Source organism: Sphingomonas astaxanthinifaciens DSM 22298 (assembly GCF_000711715.1).
Classification (GTDB): domain Bacteria; phylum Pseudomonadota; class Alphaproteobacteria; order Sphingomonadales; family Sphingomonadaceae; genus Sphingomicrobium; species Sphingomicrobium astaxanthinifaciens_A.
Genome location: NZ_JONN01000001.1, coordinates 1,214,384 through 1,237,743 on the forward strand (window position 1 = coordinate 1,214,384; position 23,360 = coordinate 1,237,743).

Consider the following 23,360-nt stretch of genomic DNA (forward strand, 5'->3'; position numbering starts at 1 on the left):
GGTCAGTCGGCCTCAACCAGGGTTTCGCCAAGGCGGGCAACCACCTTGACCTTGATGGGGAGCTTCTCCGCCGCCCGCTCGAAGGCGGTCTTGGCGAGCGGGCCGGGAACGCCGTCCAGCTCGAACAGGATGCGGCCGGGCTTGACCCGGGCGACCCAGAATTCGGGCGAACCCTTACCCGAGCCCATGCGGACTTCGGCGGGCTTGCTCGACACCGGCACGTCCGGGAAGATCCGGATCCACAAGCGCCCCTGGCGCTTGATGTGACGGGTGATCGCGCGGCGAGCCGCTTCGATCTGGCGGGCGGTGATCCGCTCCGGCTCCATGGCCTTCAGGCCAAAGGCGCCGAAGTTGAGCTCGGTGCCACCCTTGGCATTGCCATGGATGCGGCCCTTGAAGGCCTTGCGGAACTTGGTGCGCTTAGGCTGCAACATTGGTTCTGTTCCTTACCGGCGCCGGTCGTCGTCACGCGCGGGGCGGACGCCGGAAGTCTGCGCTTCCATCATCAGGCGGTCCTGGGCGAGCGGGTCGTGACCCAGGATCTCACCCTTGAACACCCAGACCTTGACGCCGCACACGCCATAAGCGGTGTGGGCCTGCGCCTCGGCATAATCGACGTTGCCGCGCAGCGTGTGCAGCGGAACGCGGCCTTCGCGATACCATTCGGTCCGGGCGATCTCGGCGCCGCCGAGACGGCCGGCGCAGGTGATCCGGATGCCTTCCGCGCCGAGGCGGAGGGCCGACTGGACCGCGCGCTTCATGGCGCGGCGGAAGGCGATACGACGCTCGAGCTGGTCGGCGACGCCCTGGGCAACCAGGCGCGCGTCGATCTCGGGCTTGCGGATCTCGACGATGTTGAGGCTGACTTCCGAACCCGTCATCTTCGACAGGGTCTTCTTCAGCTTCTCGATGTCCGAGCCCTTCTTGCCGATGATCACGCCGGGGCGCGCAGCATAGATGGACACGCGGCACAGCTTCGCCGGACGCTCGATCACCACCTTGGAGATGGCGGCCTGGGGCAGCGTCTTGACGATGTACTGGCGGATCTTGAGGTCCTCGAGCAGCAGCCGCCCGTAGTCCTGGCCTTCCGCGAACCAGCGGCTGTCCCAGGTACGGTTGATCTGCAGCCGGAGGCCGACGGGGTTAGACTTCTGACCCATTAGGCTTCTTCCTGCTCGCGAACGACGACGCGGATGCGGCTGAACGGCTTGACGATGCGGCTCGAACGACCACGCGCACGGGTCGCGAAGCGCTTCATCGAGATCGACTTGCCAACGCTGGCCTCGGCGACGACGAGCGCGTCGACGTCGAGGTTGTGGTTGTTCTCGGCATTGGCCACGGCCGACGCGAGGACCTTGTAGACATCCTCGCTCATGCCCTTGGGCGAGAACTTGAGGATGTTCAGCGCTTCCTCGACCTTGCGGCCGCGGATGAGCTGCGCCACCAGGTTCAGCTTGCGCGCCGAGCCACGGATGGTGTTGCCGACGGCGAGCGCTTCCTTGTCGCCCACCTTGCGGGGTGCTGCCACCTTGCCCATTAGCGCTTGCCCTTCTTGTCGGCCGCGTGACCCGGGAAATACCGGGTCGGCGCGAACTCGCCGAGCTTCATGCCGACCATGTCCTCGTTGACCGAGACGGGCACGAACTTGCGGCCGTTGTAGACGTTGAAGGTCAGGCCGACGAACTGCGGCAGGATGGTCGAGCGACGCGACCAGGTCTTGATCGGCGCGCGGCCACCATTCTCCTGGGCCGTCTCGGCCTTCTTCAGGAGCGACAGCTCGACGAACGGACCCTTCCAGACGGAACGAGCCATCTCTTAGCCCTTCTTCTTCGCGTGACGGCTACGGATGATGAACTTGTCCGTGGCCTTGTTGTGACGGGTGCGGGCACCCTTGGTCGGCTTGCCCCACGGGGTGACCGGGTGACGGCCGCCCGAGGTCCGGCCTTCACCACCGCCGTGCGGGTGGTCGACCGGGTTCTTGGCGACGCCGCGGGTGAGCGGGCGACGGCCGAGCCAGCGGGTACGGCCGGCCTTGGCGAGGGTCTGGTTGCCGTTGTCCGGGTTGGACACCGCACCGACGGTCGCCATGCAGTCCGAGCGGACATAGCGCTGCTCGCCCGAGTTCAGGCGAACGATGACCATGCCCTTGTCGCGGCCCACGACCTGCACATAGGTGCCGGCGGCGCGGGCAATCTGGCCACCCTTGCCGGGCTTGAGCTCGACATTGTGGACGATGGTGCCGACCGGCATCTGGCCGATCTCCATCGCATTGCCCGGCTTCACGTCGACCTTCTTGCCGGCGACGACCTTGTCGCCCGGCGCGAGGCGCTGCGGCGCGAGGATGTACGCCTGCTCGCCGCCTTCACCCTCGTAGGTGATGAGGGCGATGAACGCCGAGCGGTTGGGGTCGTACTCGAGCCGCTCTACGGTGGCCGAGACGTCCCAGTTACGACGCTTGAAGTCGATGATCCGGTACTTCTGCTTGTGGCCGCCCGCGATGCCGCGGCTGGTCACATGGCCCTTGTTGTTGCGGCCGCCGGTCTTGCGCTTGCCTTCGGTCAGCGCCTTGACGGGCTTGCCCTTCCACAGCGCGCTCTTGTCGACGAGGATCAGGCCACGGCGGGCCGGGCTCGTCGGCTTATATGCTTTGAGTGCCATCGGTCCTTAGATCCCGCTCGTGATGTCGATCGGGTCCTGGCCCGGGGCCAGGGTCACGATCGCCTTCTTCTCGTCCGACCGCTGGTAGGGCTTGCCCTTCCAGCGCTTCGACTTGCCCTTGGTGACGAGGGTGTTCACGTTGGCAACCTTGCGGTTGAACAGCGCTTCGACCGCCGCCTTGATCTCGGGCTTGCTGGCGTCGCCCGCCACCTTGAACACGACCGCATTATGCTCGGAGAGCATGGTCGTCTTTTCGGTGATGTGCGGCCCGCGGATCACGTCATAGTGGCGGATGTCGACCGCCTGGGTGGTCGGCTTCTTAGCCATTGAACCGGGCCTCCAGCTTCTCGACCGCGGCCTTGGTCAGGACCAGGGTCTCGTGGCGCATGATGTCGTAGACGTTGGCGCCAACCGCCGGCAGCAGGTTGATGCCGACGAGGTTGGACGAGGCGTGCGCGAAGCTGACGTTCAGCGCGTCGCCGTCGATCACCAGCGCGGTCTTGCCGAAGCCGAGCTTGCCCAGCTTCTCGACCAGCGCCTTGGTCTTGCCTTCGGCCACGTCGAGGTTGTCGAGAACGATCAGCTGACCGCCCTTCGCCTTGCTCGACAGCGCCATCTTGAGACCGAGCGCGCGGACCTTCTTGTTCAGCGACAGCGTGAACAGGCGGGCACGCGGGCCGTGGGCCTTGCCGCCGCCGATGAAGATCGGGGCGCGGCGATCGCCGTGGCGAGCCGTACCGCCGCCCTTCTGGCGACCGAACTTCTTGCCCGAACGGGCGACATCCGACCGCTCGCGGGCCGCGCGGGCCATGCCGCGGCGGTTGGCAAGCTGCCAGGTGACGACGCGGTGCAGGATGTCGGCACGCGGCTCGACGCCGAACACGGCATCATTGAGCTCGACATTGCCACTTCCAGCGGCGTCGAGGGTCTTGACTTCGACCTTCATCGCTTAGCCTTCCGTGCTCTCGTCGGCGGCCGGCGCATTGTCCGTCACCTGAGCGTCGTTGTTCTGGGGAGCCGCAGCCGCGGTCCGAAGACCGGCCGGATACGGCGCATTCTCGTTGCGGGCGATCTTCACGCTGTCCTTGACGGTCAGCCAGCTGCCCTTGTGACCGGGCACCGAGCCCTTCACGAACAGCAGGCCGCGCTCGACGTCGGTGCGGACGATCTCGAGGTTCTGCTGGGTGCGGTTGCGGGCGCCCATGTGGCCGGCCATCTTCTTGTTCTTGAAGACGCGGCCCGGATCCTGGCGGTTACCGGTCGAACCGTGCGAACGGTGCGAGACCGAGACGCCGTGGGTGGCGCGCAGACCGCCGAAACCCCAGCGCTTCATCGCGCCGGCGAAGCCCTTGCCCTGGGTGACACCCGAGATGTCGACCAGCTGGCCCTCGACGAAGTGATCGGCGGCGATCTCGGCGCCGACATCGAGGAGCGCGTCCTCGGCGACCCGGAACTCGACCACCTTGGCCTTCAGCTCGACCTCGGCCTTGCCGAAGGCACCGCGCTGCGGCTTGTTGACATTCTTGGCCTTGGCCGCGCCCGCGCCGAGCTGCACGGCGGTATAACCGTCCGTACCCTCTTCGCGGCGGCCGACCACCTGGACGCCTTCGAGCTGGAGAACCGTCACGGGAACGTGACGTCCGTCCGCCTGGAACAGGCGGGTCATTCCAACCTTCTTAGCGATCACGCCAGTGCGCATGATCTTGCACTCCTCACAGAGGCCTAACCCGTTACCGGGAGAGGCATGCAGCCCGTGAAAAAATGCGTCGGCCCCGCCTGGGCTATTCCTGCGAAAACAGGAAGCGGGGGACGCAGGCCGGACAACCTTGTGAAAAGGTCGCCCGCGGTATCCCTAACTTGTTGGCGCAGCAGGATCGCTAAGCGATTCAACCGCCACGCCGAGGCCCTTAGGCCAGTTTGATCTCCACGTCCACCCCGGCGGCGAGATCGAGCTTCATCAAAGCGTCGACCGTCTGCGGGGTCGGCTGGACGATGTCGAGCAGGCGCTTGTAGGTGCGCACCTCGAACTGCTCGCGCGACTTCTTGTCGACGTGCGGCGAGCGGTTGACGGTGAACTTCTCGATGCGGGTCGGAAGCGGAATCGGACCACGGATCAGAGCACCGGTGCGACGCGCGGTGTCGGCAATGTCGCCGGTCGCCTGGTCGAGCACGCGGTGATCGAAGGCTTTCAGACGAATCCGGATATTCTGAGTTTCCATGGGTTCCACTACCGATTGCAAAGAGCCGCTGGACGGTTACCCGCCCAAGAAAACATGAGGCCGCACCCGACTGTCCCCGGTTTCCCGGGTCGGACGACCCCAACGCTGAAACTTGACTGGCCGGGACGAATCCCCGCCGGTGGAGCGCCTCTACAGAGGACGGGGGGCGAGATCAAGCCCTTCGACCCGATGTCGAACCGAGAGCGGCCTGTCGGCGTCTCCCGAAGATAGGGGGAAACGGGTGCGCTTTGGAAAGAAATCTCTGATAGGCCGGGCCTCAGCGAGCTCCGATCCGGGAGCGTGCTGGCGGACAGGCGTGATGGGAGGGGGGAACGATGGTCTGGGGGATGAGCCTGCCGTCAACATTCGGCGAGTTTTGGCCCGACGGCGAGTTCGAAGGACCCGACACCGGCAGCCTTCCTCCCTGGTGGGAGCGGCTGCGTCTGCATTATCTGGCGCAGTCGCCGGACGAGCAGCGTCGGCTCTACGACCCTGGCGACCAGCATGTCGGGTACGGCGCGGGCAACTACCCCTCCTTCGTGACCGCCAAGTTCAGGCAGGAGCAGGGAACGCGCACCGAACCCGAAGGTCCGCCCATCGGCGCGATTCAAACGCACGAGCCGCCGCAGTCGTTCGTCACTGTGAAGAGCTACGAAACGCTCGGATCGATCATCGCCCTGAACTTCGGCCTGATCGCAGTCGAAACGAGCTTGAAGACGATCATCGAGCGATTCGAGCCGGGACGGCACCTGTTCTTTCCCATTGAGATCCGGATGCCGCGGGGCCGGGCCCTCCCCGTCAACTATCACGTGCTGGTCGTCGGGCGGTTCCTGCACGCGTTCGTGCCGGAGGAGAGCAAGAGCGGATCATGGTCCGGCTTCGGCCCCGCCTATCCGGACACTTACGCCTTTATCGACAAGGCCGCCGGGATCCAGGGGCTGGCGATGTCTGAGGCGAAGTTCGGCGACGTCCACTTGTGGCGCGAACGAAACTCCACACAGATCCTCTTCTGCCTCTCGGACGACCTTCGAGGTGCGATCGTCGATGCGGGGCTGCGCCTGCCTAGGCATTTCAAGATGAAGCAGGTCCCGTGAGATCACTCGTCGAGGGATGGCTCGTTCAGCTGGCCTCGACGACCGGCTGAACGCGGGTCCCCGCGTCAGGTCAGGCCCGCCGCCGCCGGTCGAGCGCGATTCCGGCGAGATTCTGGTGACGGGCGATCCAGCGGATCCGGCGCGGCGGGAGGACGGCGGCGACCCGATCGAAACGGGTCTTGTGGCCCTGTGCGGCCGGGTTCCGGCACGGCGCCTGCCCGTTCGCCTGACGAACGACGGCGAGGCTATCGCCGATGAGGTCGAAGGCTTGAGCCCCGAGGGCCTGCGCGACTTCCAGCGCCTTGCCGAGCGCCAGCCACTCGGCATCGGCGTGATCGCCGGTCCCGAGATCGTCGAAGAAATACACCTGCCCGCGCGCCACCACGGCGACCTCGATCCGGCCGGGATTGGGCCGGCAACCGCCGTCGAAGAAGATCTTCAGGACCCTGGCCGAAGTCACGGCGCCCCCTTCAGGCGATGATCCCCGCTACTTGCGCGCCTTGCGCGCAGCATAGCGGGCATCGCGCGCCGCCTTCATCTCTTCCGGCGATGCGGGCTTGAGGCGGGCCGCCTTGAGCTCCGCCGCCGCCTTCGCCGCCTCAAGGTCGGCCGCCTTCCGGGCCGCCTTCTCGGCCTTCAGCCGGGCCGCGGCTTCCCGCTTCGCCGTGCGCTCGGCCGCAAGCCTGAGCTGCTCGGCTTCCCACGCCTCGCGCTTCGCGGCCAATTCCGCCGCATCAGGCGCCGGCTTCGCCTTGAGCTGGGCCAGCGCTTTGTGCCTTGCGTTTCCGGCCGCTGCGACGCGGTCCTGGAACGAGGGATCCTTGAATGAAGCCAATGTAGATTCCCACTTTTGTTGAAGGAAGCACCAAAGAGAAAAGGCCCGGCACCTCATGCGAGGCGCCGGGCCCAATCTGTCAATTCCTCGCACCCGAAGGCGCGAAGCGCTTACTTGGTGATGGTGCCCACCACGCCGGCGCCGACGGTGCGGCCGCCTTCGCGAATTGCGAAACGCAGGCCCTGGTCCATCGCGATCGGAGCGATCAGCTTGACGCCGAGGGTGACGTTGTCGCCCGGCATGACCATCTCGGTGCCCTCGGGGAGGGTCACTTCGCCGGTCACGTCAGTGGTGCGGAAGTAGAACTGCGGACGATAGTTGGCGAAGAACGGCGTGTGACGGCCACCCTCGTCCTTCGACAGCACGTACACTTCGGCCGAGAAGTCGGTGTGCGGAGTGATCGAGCCCGGCTTGCAGAGAACCTGGCCACGCTCGACTTCGTCACGGGCGACGCCGCGGATCAGCGCACCGATGTTGTCGCCGGCCTGGCCCTGGTCGAGCAGCTTGCGGAACATCTCGACGCCGGTGACGACGGTCTTCTTGGTGTCCTTGATGCCGACGATCTCGACTTCCTCGCCAACCTTGACGATGCCGGTCTCGACGCGGCCGGTCACGACGGTGCCGCGGCCCGAGATCGAGAACACGTCCTCGATCGGCATCAGGAACGGCTTGTCGAGCGGACGCTCCGGCTGCGGGATCCACTCGTCGACGGCCTTCATCAGCTCGAGGATCTTCTCGTCGCCGATTTCGGGGTTGCGGTCCTCGAGGACGGCCAGCGCCGAACCGTTGACGATTGGAATGTTGTCGCCGTCGAAGCCGCGCTTCGAGAGCTCTTCGCGGATCTCGAGCTCGACGAGCTCGAGCAGCTCGGGATCGTCGACCTGGTCGACCTTGTTGAGGAACACGACCATGGTCGGAACGCCGACCTGCGCCGCGAGCAGGATGTGCTCCTTGGTCTGCGGCATCGGGCCGTCAGCGGCCGACACGACCAGGATCGCGCCGTCCATCTGGGCGGCACCGGTGATCATGTTCTTCACATAGTCGGCGTGACCCGGGCAGTCGACGTGCGCGTAGTGGCGGTTGGCCGTCTCATACTCGACGTGGGCGGTCGAGATGGTGATGCCGCGCTCGCGCTCTTCCGGCGCCTTGTCGATGTTCGCGAAGTCGACGGCTTCGCCGCCGCCGTGCTTCGAGAGCACCTTGGTGATCGCCGCGGTGAGCGAGGTCTTGCCATGGTCGACGTGACCGATGGTGCCAATGTTCACGTGCGGCTTGTTCCGCTCGAATTTCGCCTTCGCCATTTTACGCCTCTTCTTGGGTTGTCAGCGGGCCCGCTCGCCCGATTGCGAGCGCGCCCTTAGCGTCAAAAAACAGGTTACGCCAGCTTCGCCTTGACCTCGTCCGCGACGTTCTGCGGAACTTCGTCATAGTGCGAGAACTGCATCGAGTACTGCGCCCGGCCCTGGGTGAACGAGCGCAGCTGATTCACGTAACCGAACATGTTGGCCAGCGGGACCATCGCCTCGACCACCTGGGCGTTGCCCCGGCTGTCGGTGCCCTGGATCTGGCCACGGCGGCTGTTGATGTCGCCGATCACGTCGCCGAGATAATCCTCGGGGGTAACCACCTCGACCTTCATCACCGGCTCGAGCAGCGTGATGCCCGACTTCTGGGCCGCTTCGCGCATCGCGCCGCGGGCGGTGATCTCGAACGCCAGCGCCGACGAGTCGACGTCGTGGTAGGCGCCGTCATACAGCACGATTTCGAAGTCGATGATCGGGAAGCCGACCAGCGAGCCGGTCGCCGCGGTCTCGCGGAAGCCCTTTTCGATCGCCGGGATATATTCCTTGGGAATATTACCGCCCTTGATCTCGTCCTTGAAGACGATGCCCGCACCGCGCTCACCCGGGGTCAGCTTGACCTTGACGCGGCCGAACTGGCCGGTGCCGCCCGACTGCTTCTTGTGGGTGTAGTCGATGTCGACCGGCTTCTTCAGATATTCGCGATAGGCGACCTGCGGAGCGCCGACATTGGCCTCGACCTTGAACTCGCGCTTCATGCGATCGACCAGGATCTCGAGGTGGAGTTCGCCCATCCCCTTGATGATGGTCTGGCCGCTCTCGTGGTCGGTGGTGACGCGGAACGAGGGATCCTCGGCGGCCAGGCGGTTGAGGGCGACGCCCATCTTCTCCTGGTCGGCCTTGGTCTTCGGCTCCACCGCGACCTCGATGACCGGCTCCGGGAATTCCATGCGCTCGAGCACGATCGGCTTGGCCGGATCGCACAGCGTGTCACCCGTGGTGGTCTCCTTGAGGCCCGCGATCGCGACGATGTCGCCCGCGCGCGCCTCATCGATGTCCTCGCGGCTGTTCGCATGCATGAGGAGCATGCGGCCGATCTTCTCCTTCTTGTCCTTCACCGAGTTCAGGTAGCTGCCCTTGGTCAGCGTGCCCGAATAGATGCGGGTGAAGGTCAGCGAGCCGACGAACGGGTCGTTCATGATCTTGAACGCCAGCGCCGAGAAGGGCGCGTCGTCCGAGGCCGGACGGCTGTCGGCTTCGTCGGTGCCCGGCTTGACGCCTTCGACCGGCGGAATGTCGAGCGGGCTCGGCAAATAGTCGATGACCGCGTCGAGCAGCGGCTGGACGCCCTTGTTCTTGAACGCCGAACCGCAGACGATCGGAACGAAGTCCATCGCCAGCGTGCCCTTGCGGATCAGCTTCTTGAGCGTCGCGACGTCGGGCTCGTTGCCCTCGAGATAGGCTTCCATCGCCGCGTCGTCCTGCTCGACGGCGAGCTCGATGAGGTCGCTGCGATACTTGGCGGCCTTCTCCTTCAGGTCATCGGGGATGTCCTGATATTCGAACTTCGCGCCCAGCGACTCCTCGAGCCAGATGATCGCGCGGTTGTTGACCAGGTCGACGAGGCCCTTGAAGCCGCCCTCGATGCCGATCGGAAGGTACAGCACGGCCGGACGCGCACCGAGGCGCTCGACGATCGTGTTGACGCAATAATAGAAATCGGCGCCGGTGCGGTCGAGCTTGTTGATGAAGCACATCCGCGGGACCTTGTACTTGTCCGCCTGGCGCCACACGGTCTCCGACTGCGGCTCGACGCCGGCAACGCCGTCGAAGCAGGCAACCGCGCCGTCGAGCACGCGCAGCGAACGCTCGACTTCGATGGTGAAGTCGACGTGGCCCGGAGTGTCGATGATGTTGATCAGGTGCTCGGGGCCCTGACCGTCCTCGGCCTTCCACTTGCAGGTGGTGGCGGCCGACGTGATCGTGATCCCGCGCTCCTGCTCCTGCTCCATCCAGTCCATGGTGGCGGTGCCTTCGTGCACTTCGCCGATCTTGTAGGACTTGCCGGTGTAATAGAGGATGCGCTCGGTCGTCGTGGTCTTGCCGGCGTCGATGTGCGCCATGATGCCGATATTGCGGTAACGGTCGAGCGGATGGCTGCGGGCCATGGGTCTCAGTTCCTTAGCGATGTGGGGAAGAGCCGGGGTGCGGCCCTCCCCCACGATATAGGGATGGTTTTTACCAGCGGTAGTGGCTGAAGGCGCGGTTCGCCTCGGCCATGCGGTGCGTGTCCTCGCGCTTCTTGACCGCGTTGCCGCGGTTCTGCGCGGCATCCATCAGCTCACCCGACAGGCGGGCGGCCATGGTCTTCTCGCTGCGCGCACGGGCGGCACCGATCAGCCAGCGGATGGCCAGCGCCTGGGCACGCTCGGTACGGACTTCGACCGGGACCTGGTAGGTCGCACCGCCGACGCGGCGGCTGCGGACCTCGATGCCCGGCTTCACGTTATTGAGCGCGTCGTGGAACACGCCGAGCGGCTCGCGCTTCAGGCGGGTCTCGACGACCTCGAGGGCACCGTAGACAATGCTCTCGGCGACCGACTTCTTGCCGTCGAGCATGATGTTGTTCATGAACTTCGACAGGACGATGTCACCGAACTTCGGGTCCGGCAGGATCTCGCGCTTTTCTGGGCGACGACGACGGGACATAGGATATTCCTTCTTGAGCAGCGCGCCCGCGTGACGACGCGGCGCGGCCGACGATCAGCTTACTTGGGCCGCTTGGCGCCATACTTGGAGCGCGACTGACGCCGGTCCTTGACACCCTGCGTGTCGAGCACGCCGCGAAGCACGTGGTAGCGCACGCCCGGAAGGTCGCGCACACGGCCGCCGCGGATCAGCACGACGCTGTGCTCCTGGAGGTTGTGACCCTCGCCCGGGATGTAGCTGATGACTTCGCGCTGGTTGGTCAGGCGGACCTTGGCCACCTTGCGCAACGCCGAGTTCGGCTTCTTCGGGGTCGTGGTGTAGACACGGGTGCAGACGCCGCGCTTCTGCGGATTCTGCTCCATCGCAGGGACCTTGCTCTTGGCCTTCTGCGGCTCGCGACCCTTGCGGATCAGCTGGTTGATCGTTGGCATGAAGCCCTTCACCTTATGATTGCCGGAAGACCCGGCGGTTACTTTGGCTCTCAAGCGCGAAGGCCGGCCGACCCGAAGGCCGCCGGCCATCCCGCTTCAAGAAACGCAATGTTCTGCTCTGTCCGCCTTCGGCTCGAGACCGGCGCCGGACGAGCGGCCCCTTAGCGCCAGCCCCCGATCAGGTCAACCAGCCTGCGACTTGCGCCCGAAGACCGGGCGCGCCGGGGCGACGGGTTGCGTCGGCGCGGCGGCGGCCTGCGCGGCGGCGACCGGGTCGGCGTCCTTGCGGGCGAGGTAGCGGGCCAGCGCCGCGTCGGCGTCGAACTCGCTCGCGGCCTGCGGCTGGCTCCCGAGACTGACCGATTTCGCGCCCCAGCCGTGGCGCCCGGCCCCGGCCATCGCGACCCCCGCCTCGCCCACCGCCGCCACCTGCGCGGCGGTGAGCATCGCCACGAGCTGCCCGGCCCCGCCCGGCGGCAACTGCACCAGCTTGAGCGCGGTCCGCAGCCGACGCGCGCCGAACAGCCCGCCGTCGCAGCGCACGACCAGTGTTTCGTGGCGTGCGATGGGGATGATCCCCCAGTAGCGCATGGTCAGCACCTCGACCGAAATGCCCTGCACCTCGTCCCACGCAATGACCGCGGTCTGGCCCCAGGTGCGGCGGATCCGCAGCCCCTCGGCGTCGAAGGCGATCGCGGGCGCGTCGCTCATCGCGTCCAGCGTCAACTTGACCGCCGCCAGTCCGCAAACGAGCGCAATCCCCAGCGAGAAGATGCCGCCATCGGGGTCGAGCCAGCTCCATCCCGCCAGCAGCGCCGCGACTCCCGACACCAGCGCCAGAAAGGCCGACTTGCCCGATCGATAGTGAAACTTGTGCATTCCCCGCCCCCTCGGGCGTGATCCTGGGCCGGCAAGGTACAGAAAAGTTTAACGGCCAGCCGGCCGCCCGTTCACCAATCTGTCGCGAGACCGACAAACCGGCGACTCGCGCCCCTCCTATGCTGCGACCGCAAGCAGGCAGGGGAATGCCCGTCATGACGAAGAAGATGCTCGCAAGGGTGGCGGCGCTGGCCCGGACCAGCCGTCCGCCGGAGCGCCCGTCGGCCGACTGGATCGCCGAGCCGCGCCACTTCGATCCCCGCAAGCCGCGCCTCGCCTATCGCACCGTGTTCATCAGCGACTTCCACCTCGGCACGCCCGGCTGCAACGCCGAGCTGCTGCTCGACTTCCTGAAATCGGTCGAATGCGAGACGCTCTACCTCGTCGGCGACATCATCGACGGGTGGCAGCTCAAGAAAGGCTTCTACTGGCCGGCCCGCCACAACGACGTCGTCCGCGCGATCCTCAAGATGGCCAAGCACGGCACCCGCGTCGTCTATATCCCCGGCAACCACGACGAATTCCTGCGCGGCTATACGACCCTGGCCTTCGGCGGGGTCGAGTTCGCGCAGGAGGCGATTCACGTTACCGCCGACGGCCGCCGCCTGCTGGTCCTCCATGGCGACGAGTTCGACGGGGTTGTGCTCTACGCCCGCTGGCTCGCCTTCCTCGGCGACCATGCCTACACCCTGCTCCTCAAGCTCAACCGGCTTGTGAACCTCGGCCGCAAGCTCCTCGGCCTGCCTTATTGGTCGCTGTCGGCGCACCTCAAGAAGAAGGTGAAGAACGCCGTCTCCTACATCTCGGGGTTCGAGGCGGCGGTCGCCCACTCGGCCGCCGAACGGGGCGCGACGGGGGTCGTGTGCGGCCATATCCACAGCGCCGCGATCGAGCAGATCGGCACGGTTACCTATTACAATGACGGGGACTGGGTGGAGAGCTGCACCGCGCTGGTCGAGGATTATTCGGGCGAGATGTCGATCCTCAACTGGGCCGAGCGGGTCCGCGCCGAAGCCATGGCCGCCCGCCGCGCTGCTGCCCCGCTCGCCCTTCCCGCATGAAGCTTGCCCTCGCCAGCGACGCCTGGCACCCGCAGGTCAATGGCGTCGTCCGGGCGCTGAGCGAAACCGAACGCCGCCTCCGCTCGCGCGGCTGGACGGTCGAGCTTCTCACCCCGGACCGCTTCCGCACCATCCCCTGCCCGACCTATCCCGAAATTCGCCTCGCACTCGGCTGCGGACGCGCGGTGGCGGCACGGCTCGACGCCTTTGCGCCCGCCGCCGTCCACATTGCCACCGAAGGCCCGGTCGGCCTCGCCGCGCGGCGCTGGTGCGTCAGGAACGGCCGCCCCTTTACCACCAGCTTCCACACCCGCTTTCCCGATTATGTGGCGGTCCGCACCGGCCTGCCCGCCGACTGGATCTGGCCGATGATCCGCCGCTTCCATGCGCCGGCCGAGCGGGTCTTCGCCGTCACGCCGACGCTGGCCTCGGAACTTGCCGAGCGACGGATCGGCCCGGTCCATCGCTGGCCGCTCGGCGCCGACCTCGGCCTCTTCTCGCCGTCGACCGGTCCGCACCCGGCGCTAGCCCTGCTGCCGCGCCCGATCCTGCTCAGCGTCGGCCGCGTCGCGGTCGAGAAGAATCTCGCCGCCTTCCTTGCCGCCGATGTCCCTGGCACCAAGGTCGTCGTCGGCGACGGACCTGCCTTGCCCGAGCTGCGCGCGGCCTTCCCGCAGGCGATCTTCCTCGGCGCCCTCCACGGGCCCGAGCTCGCCGCCGCTTATGCTGCCGCCAACCTGTTCATCTTTCCGAGCCGGACCGACACCTTCGGCCTCGTCAACATCGAGGCGCTCGCCTCGGGCCTGCCGGTCGCGGGCTTTCCGGTCCCCGGACCGCGCGACATCCTCGGGCCCAGGGGCACCGGCACGCATGGGGGCGACCGGCGGATCGGTGCCGTCCACGAGGATCTCGCCGTCGCCATTCGGCTCGCGCTAGACGCCGACCGCGCTGCCTGCGTCCGCGAAGCGGCCCATTACGACTGGGAACGGTGCACCGACGCCTTCGTCGCCGGTCTCGCCACCGTCAGCGAACTCGCGCCGAGCCTCGCCTTCGCCTGACCTCACTCGGTCGTCCGGCCGTCCCACTCGTCCTCGTCATGCTGGGCCTCGGCCTGCGCCTTGGTCTGGTGGACCGTGCCGTCCTTGTGCTCGGGCGGGCCGTAGAGCGTGTAGAACTGCAGCGGCTCCTCGCCCGTGTTCTTCACATTGTGGCGCGCGCCGGCCGGAACGATCACCGCATAATCGTCCTTCACCCGGTTCTCGACCCCGTCGATCACCACCACGCCCTCGCCTTCCTCGAAGCGAAAGAACTGGTCGCGGTCGGGGTGGGTCTCCTCGCCAATCTCCTCGCCGGGCGCGAGGCTCATCAGCACCAGCTGCAGATGCTCGCCGGTGTAGAGAACCCGCCGGAAATCGTTGTTGGCGATGGTCGCTTCGTCGATGTCGGCGCAATAACCGCGCTTGGTCGTCAGCGTGTTCATGGGATCCACCCTCCTACCATGTTCGCAGCGCCAACCCGGAAGGGCGGCGGGTCGTTCCGCGCCTCAGCGTGGGGCGGCGGGGGCCTTCACCAGCACGCCGCCCTTGACCACCGCCAGCGGGCTCGCGAGCACCGTCGGATCGCGCAAGGGATCGCCGCCGACCGCGACCAGGTCGCCGTAGCGCCCCACCGCGATCGCCCCGACGTCGCCCTCCCGGCCCAAAGCCTCCGCGCCGTTGCGGGTCGCCGCCTGGATCGCCTCCAACGGGGTCATCCCATATTGCACCATGGTCGCGAACTGGCGGCCGGCAAGGCCGTGCGGCATCACGCCGGCGTCAGTCCCGAACACCATCCGCACACCCGCCCGGTGGCTTTTCCGGAAATTGTCGCGCTGGATCTGGGCGACCTCGCGGTCCTTCCTCAGATTGTCCTCGAGAATGCCGTTCTTCTTGCCCTCGGCCTGCGTGTAGTCGGTGTTGTAGATGTCCATCGAGAACCAGCAGGGCTGCTTGCGCTCCTTGCAGAGCCTGATGCCCTCGTCGTCGACCAGGCTGACATGCTCGATGGTGTCGATGCCCGCGCGGATCGCGGCCTTGATCCCGCTCGCGCCATGGGCGTGGGCGGCGACCCGCAGACCCCATTGATGCGCTTCGTCGGCAATGGCGCGAAGCTCGGTCTCGGACAATTGCTGCTGCCCGGGCTCGGTGTTGCGCGAGAAGACCCCGCCGGTCGCGCAGACCTTGATCACCTCGGCCCCGAACTTGCGCTGGCGGCGGACCTGGTAGCGAAGCTCCTCGACCCCGTCGCCGACGCCCTCCTCCTTCTTCGCCTTCTCAAGGCTGGGCGGGAGGAAGGTGCTGTCGCAATGCCCGCCGGTCGCGCCCAGCGCGTAGCCGGCCGGCACGATCCTCGGGCCCACCGCATAGCCATTGTCGATCGCCTGCTTCAGCCCGATGTCGTTGCGATTGCTCGACCCGACGTTGCGGACCGTGGTGAACCCTGCGTCGAGCATGTCGCGCGCATTCCTGACCGCGGTCATGCCGAAGAAGCTGTCGGTGAACTCCAGCCCGCGATAGCCGCCGATGTCGGCCGGGCTGTCGAGGTGGACGTGCATGTCGATCAAGCCCGGCAGCAGCGTGCCGCTCAGCGCGATGTGCCGGACGTCGCTCGACCAGCGGACGAGCCGCGCGTCGGCGATTCCCGTGATCCGCCCGTCGTCGCCGATGAACACGGCCGGGCTCTCGACCACCTTGCCGGTCAGTACGTCGACCATCCGGTCGGCGGTGACCACGACCTTCTCGGCCGCCGCCGGCGTCGCCAGGCCGAGCAGCGCCGCCGCGCCAAGGAGCAATCGCTTCATGTGGTCCCCCGCTACCAAATCAGATGTGAATCACCCGCCCCTGCGCGGCGAGGATGCTTTCGTGCATCATTTCGCTCAGCGTCGGGTGCGGGAAGATGGTCTGCGCGAAATCCTCGTCGAGGAGTTCGGCGGTCTTGCCGACCGTATAGCCCTGGATCAGCTCGGTCACTTCGGCCCCGATCATGTGCGCGCCGAGCAGTTCACCGGTCTTGGCGTCGACAACCGTCTTGATGAAGCCCTCGGTCTCGCCGAGCGCGATCGCCTTGCCGTTGCCGATGAAGGGGAACTTGCCGACCCGCACCTCATAGCCCGCTTCCTTGGCCTTGGCCTCGGTCAGCCCGACGCTGGCGACCTGCGGGTGGCAGTAGGTGCAGCCCGGAATGGCCGAGCGATTGAGAGGATGCGGATGCACCTCCTTGTTGCCGAGCTCCTGCGCGATCGCTTCGGCAGCGGTGACGCCTTCGTGGCTCGCCTTGTGCGCCAGCCACGGCCCCGGCGTGCAGTCGCCGATCGCCCACAGCCCCTTGGACCTGGTCCGGCCATAGGGATCGATCTGGATGAAGCCGCGGTCCATCTCGACCAGCGTCTCGATTCCCACATTCTCGGTATTGGGGACGATCCCCACCGCGACGATGCAGTGGCTGAAATCCTGATCGGCGACCTTGCCGTCCTTGCCCTTGATCTTCGCCTTCACGCCCGAGGCCGAGGCGGCGATCGATTCAACCCCCGCGCCGGTCATGATGGTGATGCCCTGCTTGGTCAGGCTCTTCTCGAGCTGGGCGGAGATTTCGGCATCCTCGACGGGCACGATCCGGTCGAGCATCTCGACCACGGTCACTTCCGCCCCCATGTCGTTGTAGAAGCTCGCGAACTCGATCCCGATCGCGCCCGAGCCGATGACTAGCAGCCTGGTCGGCATCTCGGTCGGGGTCATCGCGTGGCGATAGGTCCAGATCCGCTTGCCGTCGGCCGGCGCGAACGGAAGGTCGCGGGCCCGCGCACCCACCGCCAGGATGACATGCTTGGCGCTGAGCTGTTCCTCGCCCTTGTCGCCTTTCACCGTCATGCTGGTCGGGCCGGTCATCGTCCCCGTCCCCAGATGCACGGTGATCTTGTTCTTCTTCATCAGGTGCGTGACGCCCTGATTGAGCTGCTTGGCGACGCCGCGGCTGCGCTTCACCACCGCCGCGAGATCGGCCTCGATCTTGCCCGCGAGCTTCAGGCCATAGCTGTCGGCATGCTGCGCATAATGGAGGATCTCGGCCGAGCGGAGCAGCGCCTTGGTCGGGATGCACCCCCAGTTGAGGCAGATGCCGCCCAGGAGCTCGCGCTCGACGATGGCGACCTTGAGCCCGAGCTGCGCCGCCCGGATCGCCGCGACATAGCCGCCGGGCCCCGAGCCCAGCACGATGAGGTCGTAATTCTCAGCCATGTGTCTCTTCCTTCGCCGCGATCGGCCGCGGCCGGTTGTTCTCGTCCAGGGCGACGAAGGTGAACTCCCCCTCCGCCACCAAAGTCTCTTTGTCGCCGTCGCGCTCGCGGGCGATGCCCTCGGCCTTGAGGCGGAGCGAGGTCCGTCCCTCCTTCAGCACCTCGACATAGACCGACAGTTCGTCGCCGACCGCCATCGCGCCCGGAAATTTCAGCGCGTCCGCCGCCACCAGGATCGCCTTGCCGCCCGTCCGCCGCGACACGAAGCTCCCGCAGGCCAGCCCCATCTGCCCCATAAGCCACCCCCCGAACACGCCGCCATAGGGGTTGGTGTCGGTCGGCATGGCCGTGGTGCGGATAAGCGGAGCGCGGGTCACGACTGCCTCTCGCTCACACTGATCCGGGCTCGCCTCCTGATACTCGACCACCACGCCAATCCGGTGAATGCCCCGATCACGGCCCCGACACTCCCCGCCAACACAATGTCGCCAAGAGGCGAGATCCGACCCTCAGGGCTCTTCAAGCCAAGAAGCGACATGAAAGCAAACCCGATGAGAGCCCCCGTAAGCGGCAGCATCATCACCAGTGGTTGCGATAGGGCAGATAACCATCGAACCAACGGACTTGCGCAAGCGACGATGACGGCGATGATCGGCAGCGAAATCGCAAAAACCATTGCCGCAAAGCCGATCGCCTCTAGTACCGATGGGGGAGGCTGGGACCATCCCGCCCAAACGGTTATCAGAACAGCAGCTACCAATGCCGCTGACACGGCGGCGTCGCGGGCCGCCGCGAATCCCTGAGTGCCTTCGAGTTGCGGCGTCAAGCCACCAGACCCAGCGGGCTTTCGATCAGTTCCTTGAGCGTCTTCATCAGCCTGGCCCCGTCGGCGCCGTCGATCGCGCGGTGGTCGAAGCTGCCGGTGATGCTCATCACGGTCGCCACCGTCACCGCGTCGCCGTCAACCCACGGACGCTTCTCGCCCGCGCCGACCGCAAGGATCATCGCCTGGGGCGGGTTGATGACCGCGTCGAACTGCTTGATCCCGAACATGCCCATGTTCGAGATGCTCGCGGTGCCACCCTGATATTCGTACGGCTGGAGCTTGCCTTCCTTCGCACGGCTCGCGAGCTCGTGCATCTCGGTCGAGATGCGGCTCACCGACTTCGAACCGGCGTCGACGATGATCGGGGTGATGAGCCCGCCCGGGATGCTGACCGCGACCGCGATGTCGCTGCGGCTGTACTTGATCAACTGGTCGGGGGTGAAGCTGACGTTGCACTCGGGCACCGCCTCGAGACCGACTGCCAGTGCCTTGATCAGGAGGTCGTTGACGCTGAGCTTGACCCCGCGTCCCGACAGGCCGGCGTTGAGGTCGCTGCGCAGCTTCAGGAGTGCGTCGAGGCGGACGTCGACGGTCAGGTAGATGTGCGGGATCTCGCGCTTCGCCTCGGTCAGGCGCCGCGCGATCGTCTTGCGCATGTTCGAAAGCTTGACCGCCTCGTGCGGGATGTCGGTCGTGAAGGGCTGGGCCGGAGCCGCAGCGGCGGCCGGGGCCGGGCTGGACGGCGCGGCGGCGGCCTGCGGCTGGGCAACTGCCCCCCCGGCGGCCTGGCCAAGGTCGGCGCGAACGATCCGCCCGCCCGGGCCTGAACCCGTGAGGGTCGACAGGTCGATCCCCTGCGCTTCCGCCAGCTTGCGCGCGAGCGGGCTCGCCTTGATCCGCTCGCCCTCGGCCTTGGGCGCAGCGGCCGGCTGGGCCGGAGCGGGCGGCGTTTCGACCGGGGCGGGGGCCGGTGCGGCGGGCGCGGGCGCGGGCGCCTCGGCCTTCGCCGGAACCGCATCGGCCTTGGGCGCGGGCGCCGGAGCCGCAGGAGCGGCCGCCGCGGGAGCCGCCGCTTCCTCGCCCTCGCCGCCGATCAGCGCGATCGGGGTTCCGACCTTCACCCCGTCGGTGCCTTCGGACACCAGGATCTTGGTCACGGTCCCCTCGTCGACCGCCTCGAATTCCATCGTCGCCTTGTCGGTCTCGATCTCGGCGAGGATGTCGCCGCTGGCGACCGTGTCCCCCTCCTTCACTAGCCATTTGGCAAGCGTGCCCTCCTCCATGGTCGGGCTGAGCGCGGGCATCTTGAGTTCGATCGCCATCATGAACCTTGTGGCTTGGAGGGGAGGAATCGCGGTCCTCAAAAGACCATGCCCCCTTGCCCGTCAAGCAGCGCTGGGCCAGTTGTAGCTACGATGGCCACCGGCAAGCGCACCTATCTGGTCGTGATCGACGACAGCAAGGAGGCCCGCGTCGCCTTGCGCTTCGCCGCCCGCCGGGCCGCCAAGACGGGCGGCGCGATCGAGGTGCTGGCAATCACCGAGGCGCAGGAATTCGTCCAGTGGGGCGGGGTGCAGGCCGCGATGGAGGAAGAACAGCAACTCCGCATCGAGGCCCGCGTCGCCGCCGCTCTGGGCGACCTTCCGGGCATCGACGGGATGAAGCCCGACGCGATCCTGCTCCAGCCGGGCGAACCCGTCGCGGTGGTCCGCGAGATCGTGTCGCGCCGCGACGACATCGCCGCCCTCGTCCTCGGCGCCGCCCCGGCCGGCGACCCCGGCCCGCTCGTCACCGCCTTCTCCGGCAATGACGCGGGCCGCCTGCCCTGCCCCGTGATGGTCATTCCCGGCGGCCTCAGTGACGAGCGGCTCGAAGCGCTGAGCTAACGCGCCTGTCGAAAATCGTCGCGTCGCTTCCGTTAACCATTGATTGTCTTGCGACGATTGCAAAGATCGTCAACATCGGACCAGCCATTACTGGCTAGTCACAACGGGGGTTTTTCATGTTTGATCACGTTCGCGCCGGTCTCGGCGTCGCGGCGCTGTGCCTTGCAGCGACCGCCGGTGCCCAGTCGGCCGACCCGGTCGTCACACCGACGCCGCCGGTCGCCGTCACCGTCGCCAAGCCGCTCGAGGTCGTCTCGGGCACCATGCTGCCCAGCAATACCGAAGTCTTCCTGGCTCTCGACAAGGATCTCACCTCGAAGAAGGCGCGAGTTGGTGATTCGCTTGAATTCCACGTCGCGCGCGACGTGATGCTCGGCCAGTATGTGGTGATCCCGCGCGGCACCCCCGCGACCGGCAAGATCACCTACCGCACCGGCAAGGGTGTCTTCGGCAAGTCGGCCAAGATGGAATTCAGCATCGATCAGCTGGTGCTCGCCGGCAAGCCAATCACCTTGAGCGGCGTGCATCGCATCTCGGGCGACGGCAACACCGGTGCGACGGTCGGCGCAGTTGTCGCAGCCGGCGTCATCGGCGGCCTCGTCGTCACCGGCCGCAGTGCGACCGCCGCCGCCGGCAGCGAGTGGAAGGCGATGACCAAGGAACCGGTCGCGGTGTCGATCACCGGCTAAAGGTTCGGCGAAGCGGCGGTCAGAGCCGCTTCGCCAATACCTCACAAAGTTTCACGCAGCCCGCCTCGTCCTCCGCGTCGAAGCGGGCTTTTTGCGGGCTGTCGAGGTCGAGCACGGCGATCAGCTCGCCATTGCGGACGATCGGCACCACCAGCTCGCTCTGGCTCGCAGCGTCACAGGCGATGTGGCCGGGGAAGGCGTGGACGTCCTCGACCCGCTGGACCTTCAGCGTCTCGGCCGCCGCTCCGCATACCCCGCGCCCGAACGGGATGCGGATGCAGGCCGCGCGGCCCTGGAACGGCCCCAGCACCAGTTCGCCGCCGACGTTCCGATAGAAGCCGGCCCAGTTGAGGTCGGGCAGCGTTTCCCAGATCAGCGCCGCCGTATTGGCCATGTTGGCGATGGCGTCGCTCTCGCCAGCGGTCAGCCCGTCGAGGGCCTGGGCGAGGTCGTCGTAGAGCGTCGCCTTGTCGGCGGCAGCGATCTTGAAGTCGTACATGGAAATGTTCCTAGCGGGCCGGCACGTCGAGCGTCACGGTCGAGGGGTGATGCTTGTCGAGATGCCGCTTGATCATCCGGAGGTTGCGGGTGTTCGAGCGGAAGAAATAGTCGGGGATCGCGCCGACGAACGGGATCAGGCCGAGCAGCCAGTCGATCCCGATATTGCTCCCCATGCGAGTGATCTGCCACTTGGACATACCGAGGTTGCGCGCTTCCCAGGCCAGATAGGCACCCAGCCCCGCCGCCACCGTCGGTCCCACGCCGGGCACGAAGTCCAGCAACACGTCCAACCCCACCTTCTTGCTGGTGCCGGGGATCGTCACCAGCCCCTCGAGCAGATGCTCGAGCGCCTCGATCCGCTGGCGGACGTGGGACGGCTCGCGGCCAAGGGGCAAGTCGCGGCGAAGGGCCTGGGGTCTGACGCTCATGCCCCTAATCTTGGGTGCCGCGCTTGGCACGCAAGTCCGTCAGCGTGTGGCGGGCGAAGCGATTCTCGCTGAAACCATCGATTCCGCGCCCGACGAGCGACCAGCGGACCGGTGCCGCGACCGGGATGAACAGCACGGACTCGCGCATCATCCGCTCGGCATCGGCGAAGAAGGCGTTGCGCTGGGGGACAAACCCCGTCAGCCGGGCCGCGTCGAGCAACTTGTCCGCTTCCTCCGAGCAGATCGGCACGAACTCGCAGCGGAAGCTGCGCAGGAACCAGGCGGGCGAGGTCGAAGGCGCGACCGAATCGACCCACCGGAAATCGGCCGGTCCGCCGGGCTTCGCCGCCGCCACCGTCAGATGGCCGAGCGGCTCCCAGTCGGCCTTGAGTCGCTGCAGGATGATCGCCCCGCCCGGCCCCGGCGGAAGCGCGACCAGGATCGGGCGCGGCGGCTCCAGGGTCGGCGGCTGCTGCGCTCCGCTCGGCCGGGGAAAGAGGCGGTCGCCGGTCTCGACCAGCAGCTGGCGGCGCTCGGGCGTCATCGGGCTTGCCGACCAGGCCGGCTGGGCGGGCGCACTAACCCCATCGAGCCCCGGTTGGAGGATGGTCGCGCGCGGCTGGAGATCGGGAACGCCAAGTGCCCCGACCAGCGCCGCGCGGTCGAGCGCTTCGTCGAGCAGGGCGCGGACTTCGGGATCGGCGGCCGGGCCGTCCTTGCGCGCCGGGACCAGCCCGAACAGCCCCGCAACCGGATCGAGCCGGAGCGCGCCACGCGGCAACTTCGCGCCCAGCGCCACCGCGAGGTCGCCGACCGTGCCGCCGAGCACCAGCTCGGTCTGGCCGTCGACGAACGCCTTGACCGCCCGCTCGGCCGGGGCCGCCGAAAGCGCGACTTCCTGCTTCTGGTCCTGGTCGCCGTCGAACCCCGGCAGCGTCCGGCTCAGCAGCAGCGCCTCGTCCTTGCGGGTCGCCTTGAACGGGCCGGTCCCCTGGTCGTTGCTGACAAGCCCGAACTCGGGCTGGGCCAGCAGCTGCAGAAGATGCGGCCGCGGCGCGTTCAGTTCGATCGCGATCACCCGATCGGTCATCGCCACCACCTGGGCGATCGCGCCGATCGAATCGCGCACAGGATCGCGCCCGGCACGGGCAAGCTGGCGCTGGAGCAGCCGCACCACGTCGCGGGCGCGGACCTTGCGGCCGTCGCTCCAGTTCGTCTTCTGGAGCCGGAAGACGTAGCTCAGGCCGTCGTCGCTGACCGCCCAGCGCTCGGCGAGGCCGGGCGCGATATTGCCCGCCGCGTCGAACCGGACCAGCCCCTGCGCGACATTGCCGACCAGCACCAGATCGGCGGGCGACAACGGCTTCGCGACCGGATCGCCTAGCGCCGGCGGGCGATCGCCGATCACGGTCGCGCTGACCGCTTCATTGTCCTGGTTGCGGCATCCCCCGAGCGCGGCCAGCACCAGCAGGGGCATGGCGCCAAGCCAGAGTCGATGCGCTCGCCGTCTCGTCACGCCGCTTCACTAGACGAGGGCGCGCTTCGACACCAAGGGTTCAGTTCACCGGCCCTA

At 67.1% G+C, this 23,360-nt stretch carries 29 protein-coding genes; 5 read left to right on the plus strand and 24 right to left on the minus strand.

Annotation, left to right across the window (positions count from 1 at the left end; translation table 11 throughout):
• Positions 1 to 2: 2 nt before the first annotated feature.
• The 9 genes from rplP to rpsJ all read right to left on the minus strand — a co-directional run bounded on the left by rplP (position 3) and on the right by rpsJ (position 4,877).
• Entirely contained in the window at positions 3 to 434 is a 432-nt protein-coding gene (gene rplP / locus BS69_RS0106185; protein ID WP_029941099.1) for a 50S ribosomal protein L16, read from the minus strand.
• 12 nt (positions 435 to 446) lie between these two features.
• Positions 447 to 1,160: a 30S ribosomal protein S3 gene (rpsC, locus tag BS69_RS0106190; protein WP_029941100.1), complete on the minus strand. Its 714-nt coding sequence runs from the start codon at positions 1,158 to 1,160 to the stop codon at positions 447 to 449.
• Positions 1,160 to 1,537: a 50S ribosomal protein L22 gene (rplV, locus tag BS69_RS0106195; protein WP_037504408.1), complete on the minus strand. Its 378-nt coding sequence runs from the start codon at positions 1,535 to 1,537 to the stop codon at positions 1,160 to 1,162. The genes rpsC and rplV overlap by 1 nt, the downstream gene beginning before the upstream one ends.
• Positions 1,537 to 1,812 carry a 30S ribosomal protein S19 gene (rpsS, locus tag BS69_RS0106200; protein ID WP_029941102.1) on the minus strand — a complete coding sequence of 92 codons (276 nt, stop codon included), beginning with the start codon at positions 1,810 to 1,812 and terminating at the stop codon, positions 1,537 to 1,539. The genes rplV and rpsS overlap by 1 nt, the downstream gene beginning before the upstream one ends.
• A gap of 3 nt (positions 1,813 to 1,815) precedes the next feature.
• Complete coding sequence (gene rplB / locus BS69_RS0106205; protein WP_029941103.1) at positions 1,816 to 2,658, minus strand: 50S ribosomal protein L2; 843 nt, start codon at positions 2,656 to 2,658, stop codon at positions 1,816 to 1,818.
• Between the two features lie 6 nt (positions 2,659 to 2,664).
• On the minus strand, positions 2,665 to 2,985 hold the full coding sequence (locus tag BS69_RS0106210; RefSeq protein WP_029941104.1) for a 50S ribosomal protein L23: 321 nt from the start codon (positions 2,983 to 2,985) through the stop codon (positions 2,665 to 2,667).
• A complete protein-coding gene (gene rplD, locus BS69_RS0106215) occupies positions 2,978 to 3,604 on the minus strand; it encodes a 50S ribosomal protein L4 (protein WP_029941105.1) in 627 nt (208 codons plus the stop codon). Before rplD ends, BS69_RS0106210 begins: the two co-directional genes overlap by 8 nt.
• Positions 3,605 to 3,607: 3 nt before the next feature.
• Positions 3,608 to 4,357: a 50S ribosomal protein L3 gene (gene rplC, locus BS69_RS0106220; RefSeq protein WP_029941106.1), complete on the minus strand. Its 750-nt coding sequence runs from the start codon at positions 4,355 to 4,357 to the stop codon at positions 3,608 to 3,610.
• A gap of 208 nt (positions 4,358 to 4,565) precedes the next feature.
• Entirely contained in the window at positions 4,566 to 4,877 is a 312-nt protein-coding gene (gene rpsJ / locus BS69_RS0106225; RefSeq protein ID WP_028969184.1) for a 30S ribosomal protein S10, read from the minus strand.
• A 335-nt stretch (positions 4,878 to 5,212) separates the two neighbouring features.
• On the opposite strand from rpsJ, the gene BS69_RS0106230 reads away from it, so the two are divergent.
• Positions 5,213 to 5,971: an imm11 family protein gene (locus tag BS69_RS0106230; protein ID WP_029941107.1), complete on the plus strand. Its 759-nt coding sequence runs from the start codon at positions 5,213 to 5,215 to the stop codon at positions 5,969 to 5,971.
• A 70-nt stretch (positions 5,972 to 6,041) separates the two neighbouring features.
• Here the strand turns inward: BS69_RS0106230 and BS69_RS0106235 are convergent, their stop codons facing one another.
• The 7 genes from BS69_RS0106235 to BS69_RS0106265 form a co-directional block, all read right to left on the minus strand.
• A complete protein-coding gene (locus BS69_RS0106235) occupies positions 6,042 to 6,431 on the minus strand; it encodes a reverse transcriptase-like protein (protein ID WP_029941108.1) in 390 nt (129 codons plus the stop codon).
• 27 nt (positions 6,432 to 6,458) lie between these two features.
• Positions 6,459 to 6,881 carry a DUF6481 family protein gene (locus tag BS69_RS0106240; protein ID WP_342665808.1) on the minus strand — a complete coding sequence of 141 codons (423 nt, stop codon included), beginning with the start codon at positions 6,879 to 6,881 and terminating at the stop codon, positions 6,459 to 6,461.
• A gap of 35 nt (positions 6,882 to 6,916) precedes the next feature.
• Positions 6,917 to 8,107: an elongation factor Tu gene (gene tuf / locus BS69_RS0106245; protein WP_029941110.1), complete on the minus strand. Its 1,191-nt coding sequence runs from the start codon at positions 8,105 to 8,107 to the stop codon at positions 6,917 to 6,919.
• A gap of 74 nt (positions 8,108 to 8,181) precedes the next feature.
• Positions 8,182 to 10,275 (minus strand): elongation factor G, encoded by a 2,094-nt coding sequence (gene fusA, locus BS69_RS0106250; protein WP_029941111.1) that lies wholly within the window; start codon positions 10,273 to 10,275, stop codon positions 8,182 to 8,184.
• 70 nt (positions 10,276 to 10,345) lie between these two features.
• A complete protein-coding gene (rpsG, locus tag BS69_RS0106255; protein ID WP_029941112.1) occupies positions 10,346 to 10,816 on the minus strand; it encodes a 30S ribosomal protein S7 in 471 nt (156 codons plus the stop codon).
• 59 nt (positions 10,817 to 10,875) lie between these two features.
• Entirely contained in the window at positions 10,876 to 11,247 is a 372-nt protein-coding gene (gene rpsL / locus BS69_RS0106260; protein ID WP_028969180.1) for a 30S ribosomal protein S12, read from the minus strand.
• Between the two features lie 183 nt (positions 11,248 to 11,430).
• Positions 11,431 to 12,126: a hypothetical protein gene (locus tag BS69_RS0106265; protein ID WP_029941113.1), complete on the minus strand. Its 696-nt coding sequence runs from the start codon at positions 12,124 to 12,126 to the stop codon at positions 11,431 to 11,433.
• Positions 12,127 to 12,281: 155 nt separating this feature from the next.
• Between BS69_RS0106265 and BS69_RS0106270 the strand changes: the two genes are divergently transcribed.
• Both BS69_RS0106270 and BS69_RS0106275 read left to right on the plus strand, forming a co-directional pair.
• Positions 12,282 to 13,187, plus strand: coding sequence for a UDP-2,3-diacylglucosamine diphosphatase (locus BS69_RS0106270; RefSeq protein ID WP_169738066.1), 906 nt, complete (start codon positions 12,282 to 12,284; stop codon positions 13,185 to 13,187).
• Complete coding sequence (locus tag BS69_RS0106275) at positions 13,184 to 14,245, plus strand: glycosyltransferase family 4 protein (protein ID WP_037504409.1); 1,062 nt, start codon at positions 13,184 to 13,186, stop codon at positions 14,243 to 14,245. Before BS69_RS0106270 ends, BS69_RS0106275 begins: the two co-directional genes overlap by 4 nt.
• A gap of 2 nt (positions 14,246 to 14,247) precedes the next feature.
• Here BS69_RS0106275 and BS69_RS0106280 read toward each other — a convergent pair whose 3' ends face one another.
• From BS69_RS0106280 to BS69_RS0106305, 5 genes are all read right to left on the minus strand, one after another.
• Positions 14,248 to 14,667, minus strand: coding sequence for a cupin domain-containing protein (locus BS69_RS0106280; protein ID WP_029941116.1), 420 nt, complete (start codon positions 14,665 to 14,667; stop codon positions 14,248 to 14,250).
• A gap of 63 nt (positions 14,668 to 14,730) precedes the next feature.
• A complete protein-coding gene (locus BS69_RS0106285) occupies positions 14,731 to 16,026 on the minus strand; it encodes a Xaa-Pro dipeptidase (protein WP_029941117.1) in 1,296 nt (431 codons plus the stop codon).
• 19 nt (positions 16,027 to 16,045) lie between these two features.
• Positions 16,046 to 17,458, minus strand: a complete 1,413-nt coding sequence (gene lpdA, locus BS69_RS0106290) for a dihydrolipoyl dehydrogenase (protein WP_029941118.1) — start codon at positions 17,456 to 17,458, stop codon at positions 16,046 to 16,048.
• Entirely contained in the window at positions 17,451 to 17,834 is a 384-nt protein-coding gene (locus BS69_RS0106295; RefSeq protein WP_029941119.1) for a hotdog domain-containing protein, read from the minus strand. The genes lpdA and BS69_RS0106295 overlap by 8 nt, the downstream gene beginning before the upstream one ends.
• Positions 17,835 to 18,279: 445 nt before the next feature.
• Positions 18,280 to 19,605, minus strand: a complete 1,326-nt coding sequence (locus BS69_RS0106305) for a pyruvate dehydrogenase complex dihydrolipoamide acetyltransferase (RefSeq protein WP_029941121.1) — start codon at positions 19,603 to 19,605, stop codon at positions 18,280 to 18,282.
• 93 nt (positions 19,606 to 19,698) lie between these two features.
• Between BS69_RS0106305 and BS69_RS0106310 the strand changes: the two genes are divergently transcribed.
• Both BS69_RS0106310 and BS69_RS0106315 read left to right on the plus strand, forming a co-directional pair.
• On the plus strand, positions 19,699 to 20,169 hold the full coding sequence (locus tag BS69_RS0106310) for a universal stress protein (protein ID WP_029941122.1): 471 nt from the start codon (positions 19,699 to 19,701) through the stop codon (positions 20,167 to 20,169).
• Between the two features lie 116 nt (positions 20,170 to 20,285).
• Positions 20,286 to 20,858 carry a hypothetical protein gene (locus BS69_RS0106315; protein WP_051676580.1) on the plus strand — a complete coding sequence of 191 codons (573 nt, stop codon included), beginning with the start codon at positions 20,286 to 20,288 and terminating at the stop codon, positions 20,856 to 20,858.
• A 19-nt stretch (positions 20,859 to 20,877) separates the two neighbouring features.
• Here the strand turns inward: BS69_RS0106315 and BS69_RS0106320 are convergent, their stop codons facing one another.
• The 3 genes from BS69_RS0106320 to BS69_RS0106330 are packed head-to-tail and all read right to left on the minus strand — an operon-like array spanning position 20,878 to position 23,264.
• Complete coding sequence (locus BS69_RS0106320) at positions 20,878 to 21,357, minus strand: GAF domain-containing protein (RefSeq protein ID WP_029941124.1); 480 nt, start codon at positions 21,355 to 21,357, stop codon at positions 20,878 to 20,880.
• Positions 21,358 to 21,367: 10 nt separating this feature from the next.
• A complete protein-coding gene (locus BS69_RS0106325; RefSeq protein ID WP_029941125.1) occupies positions 21,368 to 21,787 on the minus strand; it encodes a DUF4112 domain-containing protein in 420 nt (139 codons plus the stop codon).
• A gap of 4 nt (positions 21,788 to 21,791) precedes the next feature.
• On the minus strand, positions 21,792 to 23,264 hold the full coding sequence (locus BS69_RS0106330) for an ABC transporter substrate-binding protein (RefSeq protein WP_051676581.1): 1,473 nt from the start codon (positions 23,262 to 23,264) through the stop codon (positions 21,792 to 21,794).
• Positions 23,265 to 23,360 lie beyond the last annotated feature (96 nt).